The sequence below is a fragment of the Bacteroides caecigallinarum genome (genome assembly GCF_016902295.1).
In the GTDB taxonomy this organism is placed as follows: Bacteria; Bacteroidota; Bacteroidia; order Bacteroidales; family Bacteroidaceae; genus Phocaeicola; species Phocaeicola caecigallinarum_A.
Genome location: NZ_JACJLQ010000027.1, coordinates 21,523 through 41,020 on the forward strand (window position 1 = coordinate 21,523; position 19,498 = coordinate 41,020).

The window sequence follows — 19,498 nt, forward strand, 5'->3', positions numbered from 1 at the left end:
ATGTTGTGATTTAAAGCATTGTAAAAGATAATGTGTCGGAAAACATAGTTTAGTAACACGAATGTAACAGTTGGATTTCTGAACATTAATTTCTATTTTGCGCCAACTTAAAAATGAGATATGAGAAGCATATCCATCATTTATTAATTTTTTAATCTAAGATACCATGAAAGTATATCAGACTAACGAAATCAAAAACATTGCACTCCTTGGCAATGATGGCTCAGGTAAAACCACCCTCACTGAAGCGTTGCTCTTTGAGAGTGGTATTATAAAACGTCGCGGCAGAATTACTGCCAAGAATACTGTCAGCGATTATTTCCCGGTAGAGCAGGAGTATGGTTACTCTGTTTTCTCTACCGTTTATCATGTTGAGTGGAATGGTAAAAAACTTAATATCATAGACTGTCCGGGTAGTGATGACTTCGTGGGAGCTGCAATGACTGCGCTTAATGTAACAGATACAGCCGTGTTGCTTCTTAACGGTCAGTATGGACCTGAAGTAGGTACTCAGAATCACTTCCGTTACACTGAGAAGCTGGGTAAACCGGTTATCTTCCTCGTTAACCAGCTTGACTCGCCTAACTGCGATTTTGATAAGGTGCTCGAACAGTTGACTGAAAATTATGGTTCTAAAGTTGTTCCGGTTCAGTATCCTCTCAGTACAGGTCCGGACTTCAATTCGTTGATTGATGTACTTTTAATGAAAAAATATTCATGGGGACCTGAAGGTGGTGCTCCTACAATCGAACCTGTTCCGGCTGAAGAAATGGAAAAAGCTATGGAATGGCATAAGAGACTTGTTGAGGCTGCTGCCGAACATGACGAAACTCTTATGGAAAAATTCTTCGAATCAGAATCGCTTACTGAAGACGAAATGCGTGAAGGTATCCGTAAGGGATTGGCTGCTCGAGGCATGTTCCCTGTATTCTGCGTATGTGCAGGAAAAGATATGGGTGTACGCCGTCTGATGGAATTCCTTGGCAACGTAGTGCCTTTCGTTGATGAAATGCCTGTAGTTCACAATACACGCGGTGTTCCTGTTCCTCCTGTAGCTGATGCTCCTACTTCGCTTTATTTCTTCAAGACTGCTGTTGAGCCTCATATAGGTGATGTTCAGTACTTCAAGGTAATGAGTGGTGTGGTTCACGAAGGTGACGACCTGAATAATGCCGACCGCGGATCTAAGGAACGTATGGCTCAGCTTTATGTATGTGCCGGTGCAAACCGTGAAAAGGTGGAAGAACTGAGAGCCGGCGATATAGGCTGTACTGTTAAGCTTAAAGATGTAAAAACAGGAAATACACTGAACAGCAAGGATTGCGAAAACAGATTCAATTTCATCAAATATCCTAATCCTAAATATACAAGGGCTATCAAACCTGAAAACGAGGCTGATACAGAAAAGATGATGGCTATCCTTAACCGTATGCGTGAAGAAGATCCGACATGGGTTGTTGAACAGTCTAAAGAATTGAAGCAGATTCTTGTTCACGGACAAGGTGAGTTCCATTTACGTACACTGAAGTGGAGACTTGAAAACAATGAAAAACTGGCTGTTCAGTTCCTTGAACCTAAGATTCCTTACAGAGAAACAATTACTAAGGCTGCTCGTGCCGATTACAGACACAAGAAACAGTCTGGTGGTGCCGGTCAGTTCGGTGAAGTTCATCTCATAGTTGAACCTTATTATGAAGGTATGCCAACTCCAGAAGTCTATAAATTCAACGGTCAGGAATTCAAGATTAATGTCAAAGGAACTGAAACCGTTGATTTGGAATGGGGCGGTAAGCTGGTATTCATTAACAGTGTTGTTGGTGGTGCCATTGATACAAGATTTATGCCTGCTATCCTTAAGGGTATTATGAGCCGTATGGAACAAGGTCCGCTTACTGGTTCGTATGCACGTGATGTACGCGTTATCGTATATGACGGAAAGATGCACCCAGTTGACTCAAACGAAATCTCATTCATGCTTGCCGGACGTAATGCTTTCAGCGAAGCATTCAAGAATGCAGGTCCTAAGATTCTTGAACCTATTTATGACGTTGAAGTATTTGTTCCGAGCGATAAGCTTGGTGACGTTATGAGTGATATGCAGGGACGTCGTGGTATGATTATGGGTATGAGTAGTGAGAAGGGTTATGAAAAACTTGCAGCTAAAGTACCTTTGAAAGAAATGTCCAACTATTCTACTGCTTTAAGTTCATTGACGGGAGGACGCGCTTCGTTCATTATGAAGTTTGCAAGCTACGAACTTGTTCCAACTGATGTCCAGAATAAGCTTATGAAGGAATTTGAAGAGCAGGAAAAAGACGAAGCTTAATAGTTAGTTGATAATTTAATATATTAAAAAGTCGTATTTCTTAAAAATACGACTTTTTTTTGTGCTTATTCAATGAACTTTTTGTCACTTTTAGTTGTTATATATTTAAAGTTATATTATTTTTGTAAAGTAAGTAACGATATGATGACTTTTGATTGTGATTTTATTAATTAAAAACTTGTTTAACCGTTAAAAACGAAAAAATCCAGTGTAAAACATGTTAATTGATGATGATTATATTAATTAGCTTGTTAAATTTGTCACCATGAAAAAGTCAACAATATGGATATTAGGAGTCATTATGGCTCTGTCTTTTCTTAGTCTGCTGTTTTTGCAGGTAAGTTATATAGAAGAGATGGTAAAGATGCGTCGTGGACAGTTTGAGGAAAATGTTAACCGCAGTCTTGTCCAGTCCGTGCGTAATCTTGAATTGGTGGAAACCAAGAAGTATCTTGAAGCAGATGCCGCTGCAACTGAAAGAGCCGCCCGTCTGGCTGAGCAGTTTAATCTGAATAATGGTAAAGGGAATGATGATATACTACAGGAACATCATCAGTACACTATTACTTCACCGGATGGAAGTATGTATTCCACTTTTGAATTCAAGACAATAACCAATAGACCTGCTAATGTCCCTAAGGTTATTATTTCTAATGGAAAGAATATCCCGCAGACTTCAAGGACATTGCAGGAGATTATAAAAGAAAGGTATGTCTATCAGAGGGCTTTGCTCGACGAAGTAATTTATAATATTCTTTATACAGCAAGTGACAAGCCGCTTAAGGAAAGAATTAATTTCAAGCAATTGGACCACTTTATTAAATCGGAACTTTTGAACAATGGTCTTGATTTGCCATATCATTTTACTGTTACTGATAGGGATGGTAAGGAAATATACCGCTGTTCGGATTATGTTTACGACGGAGAAAAGATTTATTCAAGGCTATTGTTTGAAAACGATCCGCCGGCAAAAATGGGATATGTAAATATATTCTTCCCAACAATGGATGATTACATTTTCAGTTCCGTAAAGTTTATGATTCCTTCTATAATATTTACTATAGTTCTTCTGATAACATTTATATTTACCATATATATAATATTCCGTCAGAAGAAACTGACAGAGATTAAGAATGATTTCATAAACAATATGACCCATGAGTTCAAGACGCCTATTTCAACAATATCGCTTGCAGCTCAGATGCTGAACGATCCGGCTGTAGGTAAGTCGCCTGTTATGTTTAAACATATTTCAGGGGTTATAAATGACGAAACCAAACGTTTGCGTTTCCAGGTCGAGAAGGTGTTGCAGATGTCTATGTTTGAACGGCAGAAAGCGACTCTTAAGAAGAAAAAGGTTGATGCCAACGAACTGATAAATGGTGTTATCAATACTTTCAGGCTGAAAGTTGAAAGTTGTCATGGTACTTTGGATGCCGAACTCGAAGCTACAGACCCGTTTGTATTTGTTGATGAAATGCACTTTACGAATGTGATTTTCAATCTCTTGGATAACGCTGTCAAGTACAAGCGAGCTGATGTTGATATCAGTCTGAAAGTCAGAACGTGGAATGAATCAAACAAATTGCATATATCTGTCGAAGATAACGGCATTGGTATAAAGAAAGAAAATTTGAAAAAGATATTTGACAAGTTCTACCGTGTCCATACCGGAAATCTTCACGATGTGAAGGGGTTTGGTCTTGGATTGGCCTATGTAAAGAAGATTATTTCAGATCACATTGGAAGTATAAGGGCTGAGAGTGAACTGAATGTCGGAACTAAATTTATAATTGTATTACCTTTATTTAAAGAAGAATAATATGGACGAAAGAATGCGTATTTTATTGTGCGAAGATGACGAGAATCTTGGCATGCTTTTGAGAGAATATTTACAGGCTAAGGGCTATGAAGCTGACCTGTTCCTGAATGGTGACGAAGGTGTTAAAGGTTATCAGAAAGGAAAATATGATATGATTGTGACTGACGTTATGATGCCAATTAAAGATGGTTTCACTATGGTCCAGGAAATCAAACAAATAAATTCTGAAGTACCTGTTATCTTCCTTACGGCAAAAACTATGAAGGAAGATATAGTTGAAGGATTCAAGATTGGTGCTGACGATTATATAAGCAAACCGTTCAGTATGGAAGAGCTGACATTTCGTATAGAAGCTATTTTCCGTCGCGTTAGAGGTAAGAAAGTAAAAGAGAATACTATGTACACTTTAGGAAACTTTACTTTTGATACTCAGAAACAGTTGCTTATTATCGGTGACAAGCAGACTAAGCTTACTACTAAGGAGTCAGAGCTTTTGTCTTTGCTTTGTTCTCATGCCAATGAAATTCTTCAAAGAGATTATGCGTTGAAGAATATTTGGATTGACGACAACTATTTCAATGCAAGAAGTATGGATGTTTATATCACTAAACTTCGTAAGCATCTTAAAGCGGATCCTTCTATCGAAATTATCAATATCCACGGTAAAGGATATAAACTAATTACTCCAGACGAGGAAGAGCAGGAAGCTTGATTATATATAATGATCATAAATAAAAATAGGTTGCTTGGCTCTGAACCAAGCAACCTATTTTTATTTACTCTTTTGATTAAATAAATTATTAATCAGTAATACGTTTGTTGATTAAAATGTAGCTGATTAAGCCTGCAACGATTAGAACAAGTGATGTTCCTAAAATAGCATTGTTGTTTACATTCTCAGTGGCAAAACATGCAATAAGTATGACTGCACCGATGATAATCAATATTACTCCCAGATTCTTCAATAAGCTTTTCATGTGTGTCTTCTATTTTTTATGGTTTATTCGTTTCTTGGTTACAAATTAAAGCATAATTCTTTATACGAGAAAATTATTTTGCGAAAAAAAATAAAAATCATAAAATAAAGGAATTATGTCTCTGTTTTAATCCTTTGTGTTGGTAAATATTTTACGCAGAACTTCCTGACTGATGTTAAGCTCTTCTAATGTCAGTCCCTTTAATGCTTCCTCAAGAGTGAGGTGGGCTACATATCTTGCTTTGTTTTCCAGCTGCTTGCCGTCTTTGGTTAAATGTATCAGGTTTGTTCGCCTGTCTTTTTTGTCGGATATTCTTACTACCAGATGTTGTTTTTCCATGTTGTCTATTAATCTGGTCATACTTGGTTTGTCCTTGAATGTCGCATTACATAGTTCCTGTTGTGTTACACCGTCTTTTTCCCATAGGAATATTAAGACTGTCCATTGCTCAGGAGTTATCTCTAAACCGTTTAATCTGAAATTTCTTATTAGTTTTCTATTTATTGCAGCTGAAACCTTGCCGTTAAGTATCGCGAAAATTAATTGAATATCGAAATTAAATTGTTCTATCATATAATTATTGTTTATACAACTATGCAAATATACAACTTATTGTGATATATGTTTCGTTTAGAGAATAGTATTTTTCGTAATTAGAACAGAATAAACAGATTACTTGAATGAAAAATGAAGAAAAATCCTTTAAATGTTTGTGTATTAGATAAAAAGTTGTACCTTTGCGCCGCGATTGAAATTTTTTATTAATAATTTAATTAACGAATTAGTATGAATCAATACGAAACCGTTTTCATTTTAACTCCCGTTTTATCTGACGCTCAGATGAAGGAAGCGGTAGAGAAGTTCAAGGCAATCCTTACTCAGGAGGGTGCTGAGATCATCAATGAAGAAAACTGGGGATTGAAGAAATTGGCTTATCCAATTCAGAAAAAATCTACTGGTTTCTATCAGTTGATTGAGTTTAAAGCTGAACCAACAGTAATCGAAAAGCTTGAAGTTAACTACCGTCGTGACGAAAGAGTTATCCGTTTCTTGACTTTCAAGATGGACAAGTATGCTGCAGAATATGCTGCTAAGAGAAGAAATGTTAAATCAACTAAAAAGGAGGAAAATTAATCATGGCACAGCAACAATCAGAAATCAGATATTTAACTCCGCCTTCAGTAGATGTTAAGAAGAAAAAATACTGCCGTTTCAAAAAGAGTGGTATTAAGTATATCGATTACAAAGATCCTGAATTCTTGAAGAAATTCTTGAACGAACAGGGTAAAATCCTTCCTCGCCGCATTACTGGTACTTCATTGAAGTTTCAGCGTCGTATTGCTCAGGCTGTGAAGAGAGCTCGCCATTTGGCTTTATTGCCTTACGTAACTGATATGATGAAATAAAAAAAGGAGGAATAAGTATGGAAATTATATTGAAAGAAGACGTATTAAACTTGGGTTACAAGAATGATATTGTAACTGTAAAGTCTGGTTATGGTCGTAACTATCTTATTCCGACTGGCAAAGCAGTTATCGCTTCACCAGCAGCAAAGAAAATGTTGGCTGAAGAATTGAAACAGCGTGCTCACAAATTGGAAAAGATTAAGAAAGATGCTGAAGCAGTTGCTGAATCACTTAAGGGTGTTTCATTGACTATCGCTACAAAAGTCAGCTCAACTGGTGTAATCTATGGTTCTGTAGGTAACATCCAGATTGCTGAAGAACTTGCTAAATTGGGTCATAACATCGATCGTAAGATTATCGTAGTTAAGGATTCTGTTAAGGAAGTTGGTAGCTACAAGGCTGTTGTAAAACTTCACAAGGAAGTTTCTGTTGAAATTCCATTTGAAGTAGTTGCAGAAGAAGCTTAATATAATTATTGAGTATATTAAAAATCCCTTTTCAAAAGAAAGGGATTTTTTTGTGTCTGTTTAAGATGCGGACACAGAATTTTATTATTGCGTTTGGAACGTAATTTATTGGAATAAGAAATGTATGGGCATAAAAAAAGCCTGTGGGTTTGTTATCCAACAGACTTTATAACTTTTTACCTAATCAGATTTTACTGATAATTATTCAGCTTTGTTGCAGCAAACTGAGTCGCTAGCTACTGAGTCACATGCTGTTGAATCAGTGCAAACTGAATCACAAGCAGGAGTAGTTTCTTCAACTACAGCAGCTTCTGTAGATTCTGCATTTGCATTTTTGTTACCACCACATGATGCGAAAGATACTGCAACGAATGCAACGAATAAAAATACTAACTTTTTCATCTTCTTTGCTTTTAAAATTCTGTAATACTTATGTTGTTATCTTAATTGACGCTGCAAAGATATATAGTTTTTCAATACGTTGTTCATTTTTATGCCAATAATTTTGCTAAAAAATATGTTTTGCAGCCTATTTATTGTTTTTTAACTAAGCGTGTTTTCCTTTTTTTTACACTTCGGTTTTGTTCAGATTATTCCGCTTCATAAATATCGAAATATTGCGTACCTTTGCGGAAAATATTTTTTTATTATATGATTGATACAAATGTTTTTCAGGATAAGAAAGCAGTATATTATACTTTAGGTTGTAAGCTGAATTTTGCTGAAACGTCGTCTATAGGTAAAACTTTGAAAGATGCAGGGATAAGGACCGCCAGAAAAGGTGAAAAGGCTGATATTATAGTTGTTAATACATGTTCTGTTACTGAAGTAGCAGATAAAAAATGCAGGCAGGCTATCCACAGACTTGTAAAGTCTCATCCTGGAGCTTATGTTATAGTTACCGGATGTTATGCCCAGTTAAAACCGGATACAGTAGCCGATATTGAAGGTGTTGATTTGGTTCTTGGAGCAGAACAAAAGGGTGATTTGATGAAATATCTTGTAACTCTTGATAAATCTGCTCATGGCGCTGCCATTACAACAGCTACTAAGGATATACGTACGTTCTCTCCTTCATGTTCCCGTGGTGACAGAACACGTTACTTCCTAAAAGTTCAGGATGGTTGTGATTATTTCTGTTCGTATTGTACAATTCCTTTTGCAAGAGGACGAAGCCGTAACGGTAAGATTTCTGACTTGGTAGCCCAAGCTAAGGAAGTTGCCTTGGAGGGAGGAAAAGAAATCGTTCTTACGGGAGTTAATATCGGTGATTTTGGAAAGACTACAGGCGAGACATTCTTTGATCTTGTAAAGGCTCTTGACGAAGTAGAGGGTATAGAACGTTATAGAATATCTTCTATAGAGCCTAATTTACTAACTGACGAAATTATTGAGTTTGTTTCCACTTCTAAAAGATTTATGCCCCATTTTCATATTCCTTTGCAGTCAGGATGCGATGAAGTTTTGAAGCTTATGCGTCGCCGCTATGATACTGAATTGTTTGCTTCTAAAATAAAGAAGATTAAACAGTTGATGCCTGATGCGTTTATCGGAGTGGATGTGATAGTGGGTACAAGAGGAGAAACTCCTGAATATTTTGAGACTGCATATAATTTCATAAATTCACTGGATGTTACCCAACTTCATGTTTTCAGTTACTCTGAGCGTCCGGGTACTCAGGCTCTGAAAATAGATTATGTCGTTTCTCCTGAAGAAAAGCATTTAAGGAGTCAGCGTTTGCTTGAACTTTCAGAAAAGAAGTTGAAAGATTTTTACGCACGTCATATTGGTAAAGAAGCTGTCGTTCTGGCGGAACATTCCAAACCAGGGATGCCAATGCATGGATTTACAGAAAATTATATTCGAGTTGAATTGGAAAAGGATAAGGTATTGGACAATCATCTGGTGAAAGTTAGACTTGGTGATTTCAGTGCAGACGGTTCAGCTTTGTTGTCAGAAACATTATAATCTCTTTGAGTTGTAGATTACATATTCTGTATGAAGAAAGTATCTGTAGTTATATTAAATTGGAATGGGGCGGAAATGTTACGTAAATTCCTGCCTTCTGTTGTCAAGTTCACAAACTCTGAACTTGCTGAAGTGTGTGTGGCTGATAATGGTTCAACTGATAATTCAGTTGAGATTATACAGAATGAGTTTCCAATGGTAAGATTGATAGTGTTCAAGGAAAATTATGGTTTTGCTGAGGGATATAACAAAGCTATTGACTTTGTTGATACAGAATATGTAGTTCTTCTTAATAGTGATGTAGAGGTTACAGAAAGATGGATTGAACCTGTATTGGAATACATGGAGTCTAATTCTGATGTCGCTGCCTGTCAGCCAAAGATATTGTCCTATCGTAATAAGTCACTGTTTGAGTATGCGGGAGCTGCCGGCGGATATATGGATAAATATGGTTACCCATTTTGCCGTGGAAGGGTTTTCGATTCAGTGGAAGAGGATAAAGGTCAGTATGATTCACCTGCTGAAATATTCTGGGCTACCGGTGCTGCCATGTTTGTCCGTCGTGACTTATATAAAGAGGTAGGTGGACTTGATGGAAAGTTTTTTGCCCACATGGAAGAAATTGATTTGTGCTGGCGTTTTCTCAGTAGAGGATACAGGCTTATGTGTATTCCGTCTAGTACAGTATATCATGTGGGAGGTGCAACACTGAAGAAAGAAAATCCACGAAAGACATACCTTAATTTCCGCAACAATCTGTTGATGTTATACAAAAATCTTCCTTCCCGTGAGTTGGATAAAGTGATGCGAATGCGTTGCCTGTTGGACTATTTGGCAACAGTCTTTTTTCTTCTGAAATTTGATTTTGCCAATGCCGGTGCTGTAATAAAAGCCAGACGTGACTATAAGTCTATGCGTACGGATTTCAAACCTTTACGTGAGGCTAATCTGCGACTTTCCAAGGTAGATAAAATAAAATTCAGATACGGCTTTTCCATTATTATGAAAAGTAAGCTCTTAGGAAAGAAAACCTATAGTCAGATGATAAGCAAATGATTATACTATTTTCGATTCTATATATCCTATAATATCCTCTTCTTTGTCAGGATGGAACCATTTTATCTCACTGTCTCTTTTAAACCATGTCATTTGCTTTCTGGAGTAGATACGTGAGTTCTGTTTGATTTTATCAATGGCAAAGTCCAAAGTACAGTTACCATCCAAGTACTGTATGATTTCTTTGTAGCCAACTGTGTTAAGTGAGTTTAGGTTTTTATACTGATATACTGACTTAACTTCGTCTATAAGTCCGTCTTCTATCATTATATCAACCCGTTTGTTGATACGGTCATACAGTTCTTCTCTATCTCTGTTCAGACCTATTTTTATAATGTTGAACGGTCTTTGTTTCTTGTTGCCTGTTCTGAACGATGTATATGTTTTCCCGCTCATATAGCATATCTCTAATGCATGTATAACTCTTTTAGGGTTCTTTAAATCTACAATAGAGTAGTATTCAGGGTCCAGCAGTTTCAGTTCAGCGCAAAGTCTCTCCAGCCCCTCGTCTTCATATTTTTTCGTCATCATCTGGCGTGTCTCGTCATCTACAGTCGGTATGTCGTCTATTCCTTTGCAGATAGCGTCTATATACATCATTGACCCTCCTGTGAGTAATAATACGTCTTTCGTTTTGAACAGTTCGTCCAACAGGCTTATCACATCACTTTCGTACTGGGCTGCGCTATAGTAGTCTGTCAGTTTCAGTGTGCCAACGAAGTAATGTTTTACCCTGTTGAGGTATTCTTCTGTTGGTGCGGCCGTTCCTATTTTCAGTTCGGAATATAATTGCCTTGAATCGGCAGAGATAATAGGAGAATCATATTTTTCTGCGATTTTTATGCTAAGGTCAGTTTTTCCCACTCCTGTCGGACCAACCAGTACTATTAAAGTTTTGTTGCGGTTTGTCATGATGTAATATAATTGATAAAAGCGAAGAATGACGGAAAATCAACAATAAGTTGAAGCCGTTATTCTTCGCTTTTAATCCAGTGTTGGTATATAACATTAATATTTATCTTCCTCGTACGGATTTCCTTCGCTCATTCCGAAGCCATCCATATCGAAATCTTCCATGTCGTAATCTTCATCACCATAGAAGTTTTCACCAAGATCAAGCGACTGGCTTGTATTTAGCTGTTCGTCGAAGTCGATTGTCTGTTGTGGCGCTTCTCCTTCTTTTCTTGAGCAGATAGCATGTTTCAAATCCTGACCGGTAATAATTTCGGAAAGCTCGATAAAGAATATCCTTTCTGCCAACGGGTCGAAGACATAAATCAGTTTTTGTTTTTCGTCCTCAAGTAGTTCGCTAAGAGGAGTATCCTTCATTATATATATATCCTCGTCTGAACTGCTGGTACCCATATCCTCCAATGTGATTTCTGTTTCTTTCTCCCAGTCGTCATCGCAGATAAAGAAAGATGTCATCTGGTCGTCTTTGTAGCCTGTACACTTTAATATAGCTTCATGCAAGTCGTAGAATGAAGCGTCTGAATCGATTTTTATTTCTCTGAGGAAATTATCGACTTCGTCTGATATGAGTCTGAATTTGTAAACCATCTTTGTTTAGTTTTAAATCTTTATTTTGTAAATATACAAAAAATGATTATCTTATTATGCCTCTTTTAGAATTTTCTATGAATGAGATTATATATTCTATCTCCGGACTCATAGGAACTTCCTGTTTTACCTGTTCAAGTGCTTCCGCAGTATTCTTGCCGCTATTGTATATAATACGGTATGCATTGTGGATATTCTCTATAAGTTCGTTTGAGAATCCGCGTCTTCTTAACCCGACAATATTTATACCGCAATATGCAATTGGTTCTCTTCCGGCAATAATGAAAGGAGGTATATCTTTGCTGAAGCGGCTACCGCCTTGAAGCATTCCATAACCACCAACACGGCAGAACTGGTGCATCAATACGTTTGCACTGATTATAGAATAGTCGTCTATAATAGTCTCACCTGCAAATTTTGTTGAGTTTCCAATAATACATCCGTTTCCAATAATAGCGTCGTGAGCCACATGCACGCCTTCCATCAGGAGGTTGTTGTTTCCTACTACTGTTTTACCTTTAGCGGCAGTACCGCGGTTTATTGTAACGTTTTCTCTTATGGTATTGTTATCTCCGATTTCGGCTGTAGTTTCTTCTCCTTTGAATTTTAAATCCTGAGGAATAGCTCCAATTACAGCACCAGGAAATATTCTGTTGTTGTTTCCTATACGTGCGCCGTACAGAATGTTTGCGTTGGGCATTATAGTGTTATTGTCGCCTATTACTACATTCTTGTCAATATATACGAAAGGACCGATTTCAACATTTTCTCCTATTTTTGCTTCAGGATGTATATAAGCTAAAGGACTTATCATAATATATTATAGTTATTTGTTTTTTACAATTTGAGCCATGAATTCAGCTTCGCAGACTATTTTCTCGCCTACAAAAACATATCCTTTCATTGTAGAAACCCCGCGGCGGATAGGAGCCATGAGCTCTACTCGGAATATCAATGTGTCGCCCGGAACAACTTTCTGGCGGAATTTCACATTGTCTATTTTCATGAAATATGTTGAATATTTTTCTGGTTCGTCAACAGAGTTCAGAACAAGAAGTCCTCCTACCTGTGCCATGGCTTCAATCTGAAGTACTCCAGGCATAACAGGTTCCTGAGGGAAGTGTCCCTGGAAGAAAGGTTCGTTTGAAGTAACATTCTTTACGCCTACTATATGGTTGGCACCCATAGCTATAACCTTATCTACAAGTTGGAAAGGATATCTGTGTGGCAGGAGTTCGCGAATGCGGTTTACGTCCATCAGTGGTTCCTCATTACAGTTGTATATAGGAGCCTGGATTTCATGCAAGCGAATTTCTTTACGAAGCTGTCTTGCGAATTTATTGTTGATAGTATGTCCCGGTCTTGTGGCTATTATGCGTCCCTTGATAGGTTTTCCCACCAAAGCTAAGTCGCCGATAATATCAAGCAGTTTATGCCTTGCTGGTTCGTTAGGCCATACCAAAGGAATATGGTTGATATATCCCAGATGGCTTGCGTCCATGTGAGGAACTTTCATTACGTCAGCCAGTTTGTCGAAATTTTCCTGAGTCATCTGCTTTTCGTAGATAACTATGGCATTGTCAAGGTCGCCTCCCTTAATAAGTCCTGCATTGAGCAAAGGCTCTATCTCGCGTACGAATACAAAAGTACGTGCTGAAGCTATTTCAGTAGGGAAGTCTGCCATGTTTTCAAGAGTGGCAAACTGGTTGGTAAGGATATTCGAATCGTACGATATCAGCGTGTTGATACTGAATCTGTCATCAGGCAATACTGTGATACTTGAGCCTGTAGCCTCGTCGCGGAATTCTATTTTTGATTTGATTATGTAATAGTCTTTTGGAGCCGACTGTTCTTCAATACCGACTCTTTCAATACATTCTACGTATGATTTTGCGCTACCGTCAAGTATAGGGAATTCCGGTCCGTCAACTTGTATAAGACAGTTGTCTATACCAGCTGCATACAATGCTGCCAAGGCGTGTTCAACTGTGCTGACTCTTACATTGTTTTTAGATAAAACAGTACCTCTTGTCGTGTCTATAACGTTTTCTGCTACAGCGTCAATAATAGGTTGGTCGTCAAGATCAATACGCTGTATTTTATACCCGTGATGTTCCGGAGCAGGATTGAATGTCACTGTCAGCTTAACTCCAGTGTGAAGTCCCTTTCCGTTCAGCGAAAAGCTGCCTTTTAAAGTCTGTTGTTTCAACATGGGCTATTATTTGTTTATTTGTTTTTTCAATTCTTCAATTTCTTTCTGTAGTTTTCCTATCTCTGCATACATGTCAGGCAATTTCTTGTAAACAATAGCGGCGCGTGCAAACTGTTTGTGGTCTATAGCAGGGTATCCCATGATAGCCACATCAGATTTTGTGTTTCCTGGAATACCAGACTGGGCTCCTACGGTAACCTTGTTACCTACTTTGATATGTCCTGCCACACCTACCTGTCCGCCGAACATACACCATTCACCGATTTTTGCCGATCCGGCTATACCTACCTGCGAAGCCATTACAGTGTTGCTGCCTACCTCTACATTATGTGCTATCTGAACTAAATTGTCAAGCTTAACACCTTTATGTATTATTGTAGCTCCCATTGTAGCGCGGTCAATACATGTATTTGCTCCCAGTTCAACGTCATCTTCCAGTATGACTATACCTATCTGTGGTATCTTTTCATAACCTTCGGCCGATGGAGCGAATCCGAAACCGTCTGCACCTATTACAGAACCTGCATGCAGGATACAGTTGTTGCCTATTCTGCAGTCATGATATATCGTTACATGAGGGTATAATATACAATTATCTCCAACTTTGACATTGTTTCCAACTACAGCATTTGGATGAATAGAAACATTATTTCCTATTACAGCCCCTTCTTCTATACATGCAAAAGGACCTATATAGCAGTTTTCACCAATTTTTGCTTTATCGGATATACATGCCAATGGGCTTATTCCTGTTTTTTTCGGCTGGCTCATCTCGTAGAGAGTCATGAGCTTTGCCAAACTTTCGTAAGCATTGTCAACTTTTATAAGAGTGGCTTTAACTTCATGTTCCGGAACAAAGTCTTTGTTTACAAGTATTATAGTAGATTTTGTTTCGTAGATGAAATGTGTGTATTTGGGGTTTGCCAGAAACGATATTGCGCCCGGCACACCTTCTTCTATCTTGGCGAAAGTGTGTACTGTTGCGTTTTCGTCACCAACAATAATTCCCTGGATAAATTCTGCAATTTGTTTAGCCGAGAACTCCATAATTATTATCTTTCTTACTTTGGTTTTTGTATTATTTGTTTTTACCCTTAATAAACGTATAGTTGCATCGTTTACTTATTTATGCAAATTACGTATTTTTTTTTTACATATCAGAGAAAAAAGCAAATTATTTGTGCGTTTACTCTTATAAATCGGTCTATTTGAACAAAAAAACAGTTATATCAGCCTTTTGTCGGATGATATAACTGTTAAATCTACTGAAATAATTATATGTATTACAAATTCAAAATGTCAGTACTTTAATGCTGATACTGCCGTTTTATTCAGAGAATACTTTCTGTGTGGAGTGTGTATTATAAGATAGCCTTAAGCTGTTCAGCCATCTGCTGCTGTACTTTATGAGCTTCTACGCCTGCGACATTTGCAAAGTTTTCAGTCTTGTCGGCATAAATGATTGCACGGCTTGAGTTCACGATAAGTCCGCATTCCTTAGTCATACCGTACTTGCAAACTTCTTCCAGCGAGCCGCCCTGTGCTCCGATACCAGGTACAAGAAGGAAGTGGTTAGGAACAATCTTACGGATATCTTCGAACATACGTCCCTGAGTAGCGCCTACCACGTACATCATGTTTTCGTCGTTTGCCCATTCCTGGCTCTTGCGCAACACTTTTTCGAAAAGACGTTCGCCTTCTGTGTCAGTAGTGAGCTGGAAGTCGTGTGAGCCCTTGTTTGATGTAAGAGCAAGAAGGATAACCCATTTGCCTTCGTAAGTAAGGAACGGAGTAACGCTGTCCTCACCCATATATGGAGCTACGGTTACAGAGTCGATGTTCAGCTTCTCGAAGAATGTACGTGCATACATAGCCGAAGTGTTACCGATGTCACCACGTTTTGCGTCTGCTATGATGAACTGGTCAGGGTAGTTAGTCTTGATATATTCCACTGTCTTTTCGAATGCAATCCAGCCCTTCACACCCATACTTTCATAGAAAGCCAGGTTTGGTTTGTAAGCGATACAGTAAGGAGCTGTAGCATCAATGATAGCCTTGTTGAATGCGAATATAGAATCTTCTTCTTTCAGAAGGTGTTCAGGAATTTTCTTGATGTCAGTGTCAAGTCCCACGCAGAGGAATGACTGTTTACGTTTGATGTTTTCGAATAACTGTTGTTTGTTCATATCTGATGAGTTTTTGAGTTTTTAAGTTCTTTAGTTGATGAGTTGACAAGTTGACCAGGTTCTGTATCGCTGACCTTTGGTTGCCATCCGGATGGAAAGCCTTGTCCCCTTGTAACTGAAGCCTTGTAGTCTGTTTTTTAAAGTTCGCTTTCCTTAAGTCTTTCAGCATTTTCAGCCACAATCAGATGGTCTATACAGTCCTGAATGTCTCCGTCCATGAATGCGCCGAGGTTATAGATAGTATAGTTTATGCGGTGGTCAGTGATACGTCCCTGAGGATAGTTATAGGTACGGATTTTAGCAGAACGGTCTCCGGTGCTGACCATAGTCTTACGTTTCGAAGCTATATCGTCGATGTACTTCTGATGCTCCTTATCGTATATAAATGTACGCAGGCGCGAGAGGGCACGTTCCTTGTTCTTTGGTTGGTCGCGTGTCTCGGTACATTCGATAAGGATTTCTTCCACAACTCCGGTGTTAGGGTTCTTCCAGTTATAACGCAGACGAACTCCGGATTCCACCTTATTTACGTTCTGTCCTCCGGCACCGCCGCTTCGGAATGTATCCCATTTTATTTCGCCTTCATTGATTTCCACATCGAAAGGTTCAGCTTCAGGCAGTACGGCTACCGATGCGGCCGATGTGTGTACACGTCCCTGAGTCTCAGTGGCAGGAACTCGCTGCACTCGGTGTACTCCCGATTCGTATTTCAGAGTTCCGTAAACCTTTTCTCCCGTTACGGAGCAGATTATTTCCTTGAAACCGCCTGCCGCACCTTCGTTTGCGCTTGATACCTCAAGTCGCCAGCCTTTGGTTTCGCAATATTTCGAATACATGCGGAACAGGTCGCCGGCAAAGATAGCAGCCTCGTCGCCACCCGTACCGCCACGGATTTCAAGAATCGCATTGCGGTCGTCCTGAGGGTCGGCAGGAACAAGCAGAAGTTTGATTTCCTCTTCCAGTTCCGGAATGCGTGCCTCGCAGGCAGCAGCCTCTTCGCGGGCCATTTCCTTCATTTCAGGGTCGCTTTCGTTCATCATCATTTTGGCTTCTTCAAGTCCGTTCAGACATTGCAAGTATTCCTTGCGTGCATTCATGATGTCGCCCAGCTCCTTATATTCCTTTGTAAGTTTTACATATCTCTTTTGGTCTGCTATTACGTTAGGGTCAGTAATCAGTGTAGATACTTCCTCAAAACGTGATACCAGTCCTTCAAGTTTCTCCAGTATGGTGTTATTTTCCGCCATTTAAATCTTTTTGTTTTGTTTTTTTACCACAATTTGCCTTCAAACAGTAATGTTATAGGTATAGCCAATACAACTGCTATGATTACTACATAAAGACAGCTTTTCCAGTTACTGAATATATTTTCTTTCTTTCCGTCTAACCAGTATCTGAAAAATACTGTACCCGACAAGCCGGCAGTCATATATCCGAATGTCTTAATCAGAGGTATGTCTTTAATATCTCCAAAACCTATTATAAATATACTTACTGCAAAGAGTAATATTGCTTGTACACTTATTGACTGTTTTCTCTCCATAAGCAAAATTATTCAGGTTTTACCACACTCTTCCGTAGAAAATGTATGAGACTACAACAGATGTGATTATGGCTATCAGAATATACGGTGCATGTCTTTTCCACGACCATTTTTCGCCTTTTGTAAGCTCTGTATACATAGCACCAGCATAAGCAGGAAACATATAACTCAGGCACTTTATCATAGGAATATCAAATTCCAGACCTATTATCAGGCACACTATACCTATAATTAAAAGAATTATCGGTGTGAGGCATCCATTCTTATCATATCCTTTCATAGTCATTTTTATGATTTATACCTTTAGGCATTGTGGCTTTATTGTATTAGTATCTGAATTCTCCGAACTCACTCTTGATAATCAATTCCTTAGTGCCGTTGCTTTCTTCTATGCGACCGATAATCTGTGCGTCGATATTGAACGATTTGCTGATTTCGATAACCTGTTCAGCGTGTTCAGGAGAAAGATATACTTCAAGACGGTGTCCCATGTTGAATACCTTGTACATTTCATCCCAGTCAGTACCGCTCTGTTCCTTGATAGTGCGGAACAATGGAGGAACAGGGAAGAGATTATCCTTAACCACGCGGCAGTTGTCGCCTACGAAGTGCAGAACTTTAGTCTGAGCACCACCCGAGCAGTGAACCATACCGTGGATTTCAGGACGGAGAGCATCGAGAAGTTTCTTCACTACAGGTGCGTATGTACGTGTAGGAGAGAGGACCAGCTTACCAGCGTCAAGTGGAGAACCTTCTACAGCGTCAGTCAGTTTCAGATTACCGCTGTAAACCAAGTCTTCAGGTACAGCCTTGTCGTAGCTTTCTGGATATTTCTCTGCAAGATATTTTGAGAATACGTCGTGACGCGCACTTGTCAGACCGTTGCTACCCATACCGCCGTTGTATTCCTTTTCGTAAGTGGCCTGTCCGTAAGAAGCAAGACCTACGATAACGTCGCCCGGACGGATGTTTGCATTGTCAATCACGTCAGAACGTTTCATACGGCAAGTCACTGTACTGTCAACGATGATAGTACGAACCAGGTCGCCCACATCTGCAGTCTCGCCACCTGTTGCGTAAACACCTACACCCATTTCGCGGAGTTCGGCAAGCAGTTCGTCAGTACCGTTGATGATAGCCGAGATAACTTCTCCCGGAACGAGCAGTTTGTTACGTCCGATAGTAGAAGAAACAAGTATGTTGTCAACTGCTCCTACGCAGAGCAAGTCGTCGATGTTCATGATAAGGGCATCCTGTGCGATACCTTTCCATACAGACAGGTCGCCTGTTTCTTTCCAGTACATGTAAGCCAGTGATGATTTTGTTCCTGCACCGTCTGCGTGCATGATGTTGCAGTACTCAGGGTCTCCGCCAAGAATATCAGGAATGATTTTACAGAAAGCCTTAGGGAAAATACCTTTGTCAATGTTTTTGATAGCGTTATGTACATCTTCCTTAGATGCCGACACGCCGCGCTGCATGTATCTTTGATTACTCATGAGTGATGATATATTATAAATTATAATTTCCTAAATCGATTTGATTTGCAAAAATACTCAAAATCTGATATATATCAAAGTTGATGGGCGGTAAATAATGGTTCGAAATATGAGTTTTTGAAACTCCTTTTCAAGTGTATAGCACGTAAAAAGGTAGAGATGTTGTTTTATACGTTCTGACAAAATAAAAATATTTTAATGATTTTTGTTGCATAATGTAATTATAAAGTCCTGTTCTGTCATTTGTAGCCTTAGATATTTTATTCAGAAAAATCTGTAATGTTAATGTTTCTTTTCCTTATGATTGATAATAATGTATGTATAATATTGTGAATGGTTAAGAATGTTAATTTAAACGCCTCGGCGTTTTATGTAAAATGTCTTGTTATTGTCTCAAAAACTCCTTGTCTTTTCAGGAAAAACTTCTTTTTCTTTTTCATAAAGTGACGGGTTGTCAATATTTTTTGTAAAAGTTG

General features: G+C 38.7%; 21 protein-coding genes. 8 read left to right on the forward strand and 13 right to left on the reverse strand.

Annotated elements, in window-relative coordinates:
• Nucleotides 1-166: 166 nt before the first annotated feature.
• From H6A27_RS10000 to rprY, 3 genes are all read left to right on the forward strand, one after another.
• Nucleotides 167-2,326 (forward strand): elongation factor G, encoded by a 2,160-nt coding sequence (locus H6A27_RS10000; protein WP_204508580.1) that lies wholly within the window; start codon nucleotides 167-169, stop codon nucleotides 2,324-2,326.
• A 265-nt stretch (nucleotides 2,327-2,591) separates the two neighbouring features.
• Nucleotides 2,592-4,148, forward strand: coding sequence for a sensor histidine kinase (locus H6A27_RS10005; protein WP_204508581.1), 1,557 nt, complete (start codon nucleotides 2,592-2,594; stop codon nucleotides 4,146-4,148).
• Between the two features lies 1 nt (nucleotide 4,149).
• Nucleotides 4,150-4,860, forward strand: a complete 711-nt coding sequence (gene rprY, locus H6A27_RS10010; RefSeq protein WP_204401969.1) for a response regulator transcription factor RprY — start codon at nucleotides 4,150-4,152, stop codon at nucleotides 4,858-4,860.
• A gap of 88 nt (nucleotides 4,861-4,948) precedes the next feature.
• On the opposite strand, the gene H6A27_RS10015 is transcribed toward rprY, so the two are convergent.
• Nucleotides 4,949-5,125, reverse strand: a complete 177-nt coding sequence (locus H6A27_RS10015) for a hypothetical protein (RefSeq protein ID WP_204401967.1) — start codon at nucleotides 5,123-5,125, stop codon at nucleotides 4,949-4,951.
• A 126-nt stretch (nucleotides 5,126-5,251) separates the two neighbouring features.
• Complete coding sequence (locus H6A27_RS10020) at nucleotides 5,252-5,698, reverse strand: MarR family winged helix-turn-helix transcriptional regulator (RefSeq protein WP_204401965.1); 447 nt, start codon at nucleotides 5,696-5,698, stop codon at nucleotides 5,252-5,254.
• 213 nt (nucleotides 5,699-5,911) lie between these two features.
• Between H6A27_RS10020 and rpsF the strand changes: the two genes are divergently transcribed.
• The 3 genes from rpsF to rplI are packed head-to-tail and all read left to right on the forward strand — an operon-like array spanning nucleotide 5,912 to nucleotide 6,998.
• Nucleotides 5,912-6,259 (forward strand): 30S ribosomal protein S6, encoded by a 348-nt coding sequence (rpsF, locus tag H6A27_RS10025; protein ID WP_204401963.1) that lies wholly within the window; start codon nucleotides 5,912-5,914, stop codon nucleotides 6,257-6,259.
• Between the two features lie 2 nt (nucleotides 6,260-6,261).
• A complete protein-coding gene (rpsR, locus tag H6A27_RS10030) occupies nucleotides 6,262-6,531 on the forward strand; it encodes a 30S ribosomal protein S18 (RefSeq protein WP_013617046.1) in 270 nt (89 codons plus the stop codon).
• 17 nt (nucleotides 6,532-6,548) lie between these two features.
• A complete protein-coding gene (gene rplI / locus H6A27_RS10035) occupies nucleotides 6,549-6,998 on the forward strand; it encodes a 50S ribosomal protein L9 (protein ID WP_204401961.1) in 450 nt (149 codons plus the stop codon).
• 201 nt (nucleotides 6,999-7,199) lie between these two features.
• Here the strand turns inward: rplI and H6A27_RS10040 are convergent, their stop codons facing one another.
• Nucleotides 7,200-7,400 carry a hypothetical protein gene (locus tag H6A27_RS10040; RefSeq protein ID WP_204401959.1) on the reverse strand — a complete coding sequence of 67 codons (201 nt, stop codon included), beginning with the start codon at nucleotides 7,398-7,400 and terminating at the stop codon, nucleotides 7,200-7,202.
• Nucleotides 7,401-7,649: 249 nt separating this feature from the next.
• Between H6A27_RS10040 and mtaB the strand changes: the two genes are divergently transcribed.
• Both mtaB and H6A27_RS10050 read left to right on the forward strand, forming a co-directional pair.
• Nucleotides 7,650-8,966 (forward strand): tRNA (N(6)-L-threonylcarbamoyladenosine(37)-C(2))-methylthiotransferase MtaB, encoded by a 1,317-nt coding sequence (gene mtaB, locus H6A27_RS10045; protein ID WP_204508582.1) that lies wholly within the window; start codon nucleotides 7,650-7,652, stop codon nucleotides 8,964-8,966.
• A gap of 30 nt (nucleotides 8,967-8,996) precedes the next feature.
• Nucleotides 8,997-10,022 (forward strand): glycosyltransferase family 2 protein, encoded by a 1,026-nt coding sequence (locus tag H6A27_RS10050; protein ID WP_204508583.1) that lies wholly within the window; start codon nucleotides 8,997-8,999, stop codon nucleotides 10,020-10,022.
• On the opposite strand, the gene miaA is transcribed toward H6A27_RS10050, so the two are convergent.
• The 10 genes from miaA to H6A27_RS10100 all read right to left on the reverse strand — a co-directional run bounded on the left by miaA (nucleotide 10,023) and on the right by H6A27_RS10100 (nucleotide 19,022).
• Nucleotides 10,023-10,934, reverse strand: coding sequence for a tRNA (adenosine(37)-N6)-dimethylallyltransferase MiaA (miaA, locus tag H6A27_RS10055; protein ID WP_204508584.1), 912 nt, complete (start codon nucleotides 10,932-10,934; stop codon nucleotides 10,023-10,025).
• Between the two features lie 96 nt (nucleotides 10,935-11,030).
• Complete coding sequence (locus H6A27_RS10060; protein ID WP_204401951.1) at nucleotides 11,031-11,582, reverse strand: IS1096 element passenger TnpR family protein; 552 nt, start codon at nucleotides 11,580-11,582, stop codon at nucleotides 11,031-11,033.
• A 46-nt stretch (nucleotides 11,583-11,628) separates the two neighbouring features.
• A complete protein-coding gene (gene lpxA / locus H6A27_RS10065) occupies nucleotides 11,629-12,396 on the reverse strand; it encodes an acyl-ACP--UDP-N-acetylglucosamine O-acyltransferase (protein ID WP_204401949.1) in 768 nt (255 codons plus the stop codon).
• 12 nt (nucleotides 12,397-12,408) lie between these two features.
• Nucleotides 12,409-13,794 (reverse strand): bifunctional UDP-3-O-[3-hydroxymyristoyl] N-acetylglucosamine deacetylase/3-hydroxyacyl-ACP dehydratase, encoded by a 1,386-nt coding sequence (locus H6A27_RS10070; RefSeq protein WP_204508585.1) that lies wholly within the window; start codon nucleotides 13,792-13,794, stop codon nucleotides 12,409-12,411.
• A gap of 6 nt (nucleotides 13,795-13,800) precedes the next feature.
• Nucleotides 13,801-14,841, reverse strand: a complete 1,041-nt coding sequence (gene lpxD, locus H6A27_RS10075) for a UDP-3-O-(3-hydroxymyristoyl)glucosamine N-acyltransferase (protein WP_204401945.1) — start codon at nucleotides 14,839-14,841, stop codon at nucleotides 13,801-13,803.
• Between the two features lie 314 nt (nucleotides 14,842-15,155).
• The gene (gene pyrF, locus H6A27_RS10080; protein WP_204508586.1) at nucleotides 15,156-15,980 is read right to left on the reverse strand and encodes an orotidine-5'-phosphate decarboxylase; all 825 of its coding nucleotides are present in this window, start codon (nucleotides 15,978-15,980) and stop codon (nucleotides 15,156-15,158) included.
• Between the two features lie 137 nt (nucleotides 15,981-16,117).
• Nucleotides 16,118-17,227: a peptide chain release factor 1 gene (prfA, locus tag H6A27_RS10085; RefSeq protein ID WP_204508587.1), complete on the reverse strand. Its 1,110-nt coding sequence runs from the start codon at nucleotides 17,225-17,227 to the stop codon at nucleotides 16,118-16,120.
• 23 nt (nucleotides 17,228-17,250) lie between these two features.
• Nucleotides 17,251-17,523, reverse strand: a complete 273-nt coding sequence (locus tag H6A27_RS10090) for a hypothetical protein (RefSeq protein ID WP_204508588.1) — start codon at nucleotides 17,521-17,523, stop codon at nucleotides 17,251-17,253.
• A gap of 19 nt (nucleotides 17,524-17,542) precedes the next feature.
• The gene (locus H6A27_RS10095) at nucleotides 17,543-17,803 is read right to left on the reverse strand and encodes a hypothetical protein (protein WP_204508589.1); all 261 of its coding nucleotides are present in this window, start codon (nucleotides 17,801-17,803) and stop codon (nucleotides 17,543-17,545) included.
• 46 nt (nucleotides 17,804-17,849) lie between these two features.
• Nucleotides 17,850-19,022 (reverse strand): AIR synthase-related protein, encoded by a 1,173-nt coding sequence (locus H6A27_RS10100; protein WP_204508590.1) that lies wholly within the window; start codon nucleotides 19,020-19,022, stop codon nucleotides 17,850-17,852.
• Between the last annotated feature and the right edge of the window lie 476 nt (nucleotides 19,023-19,498).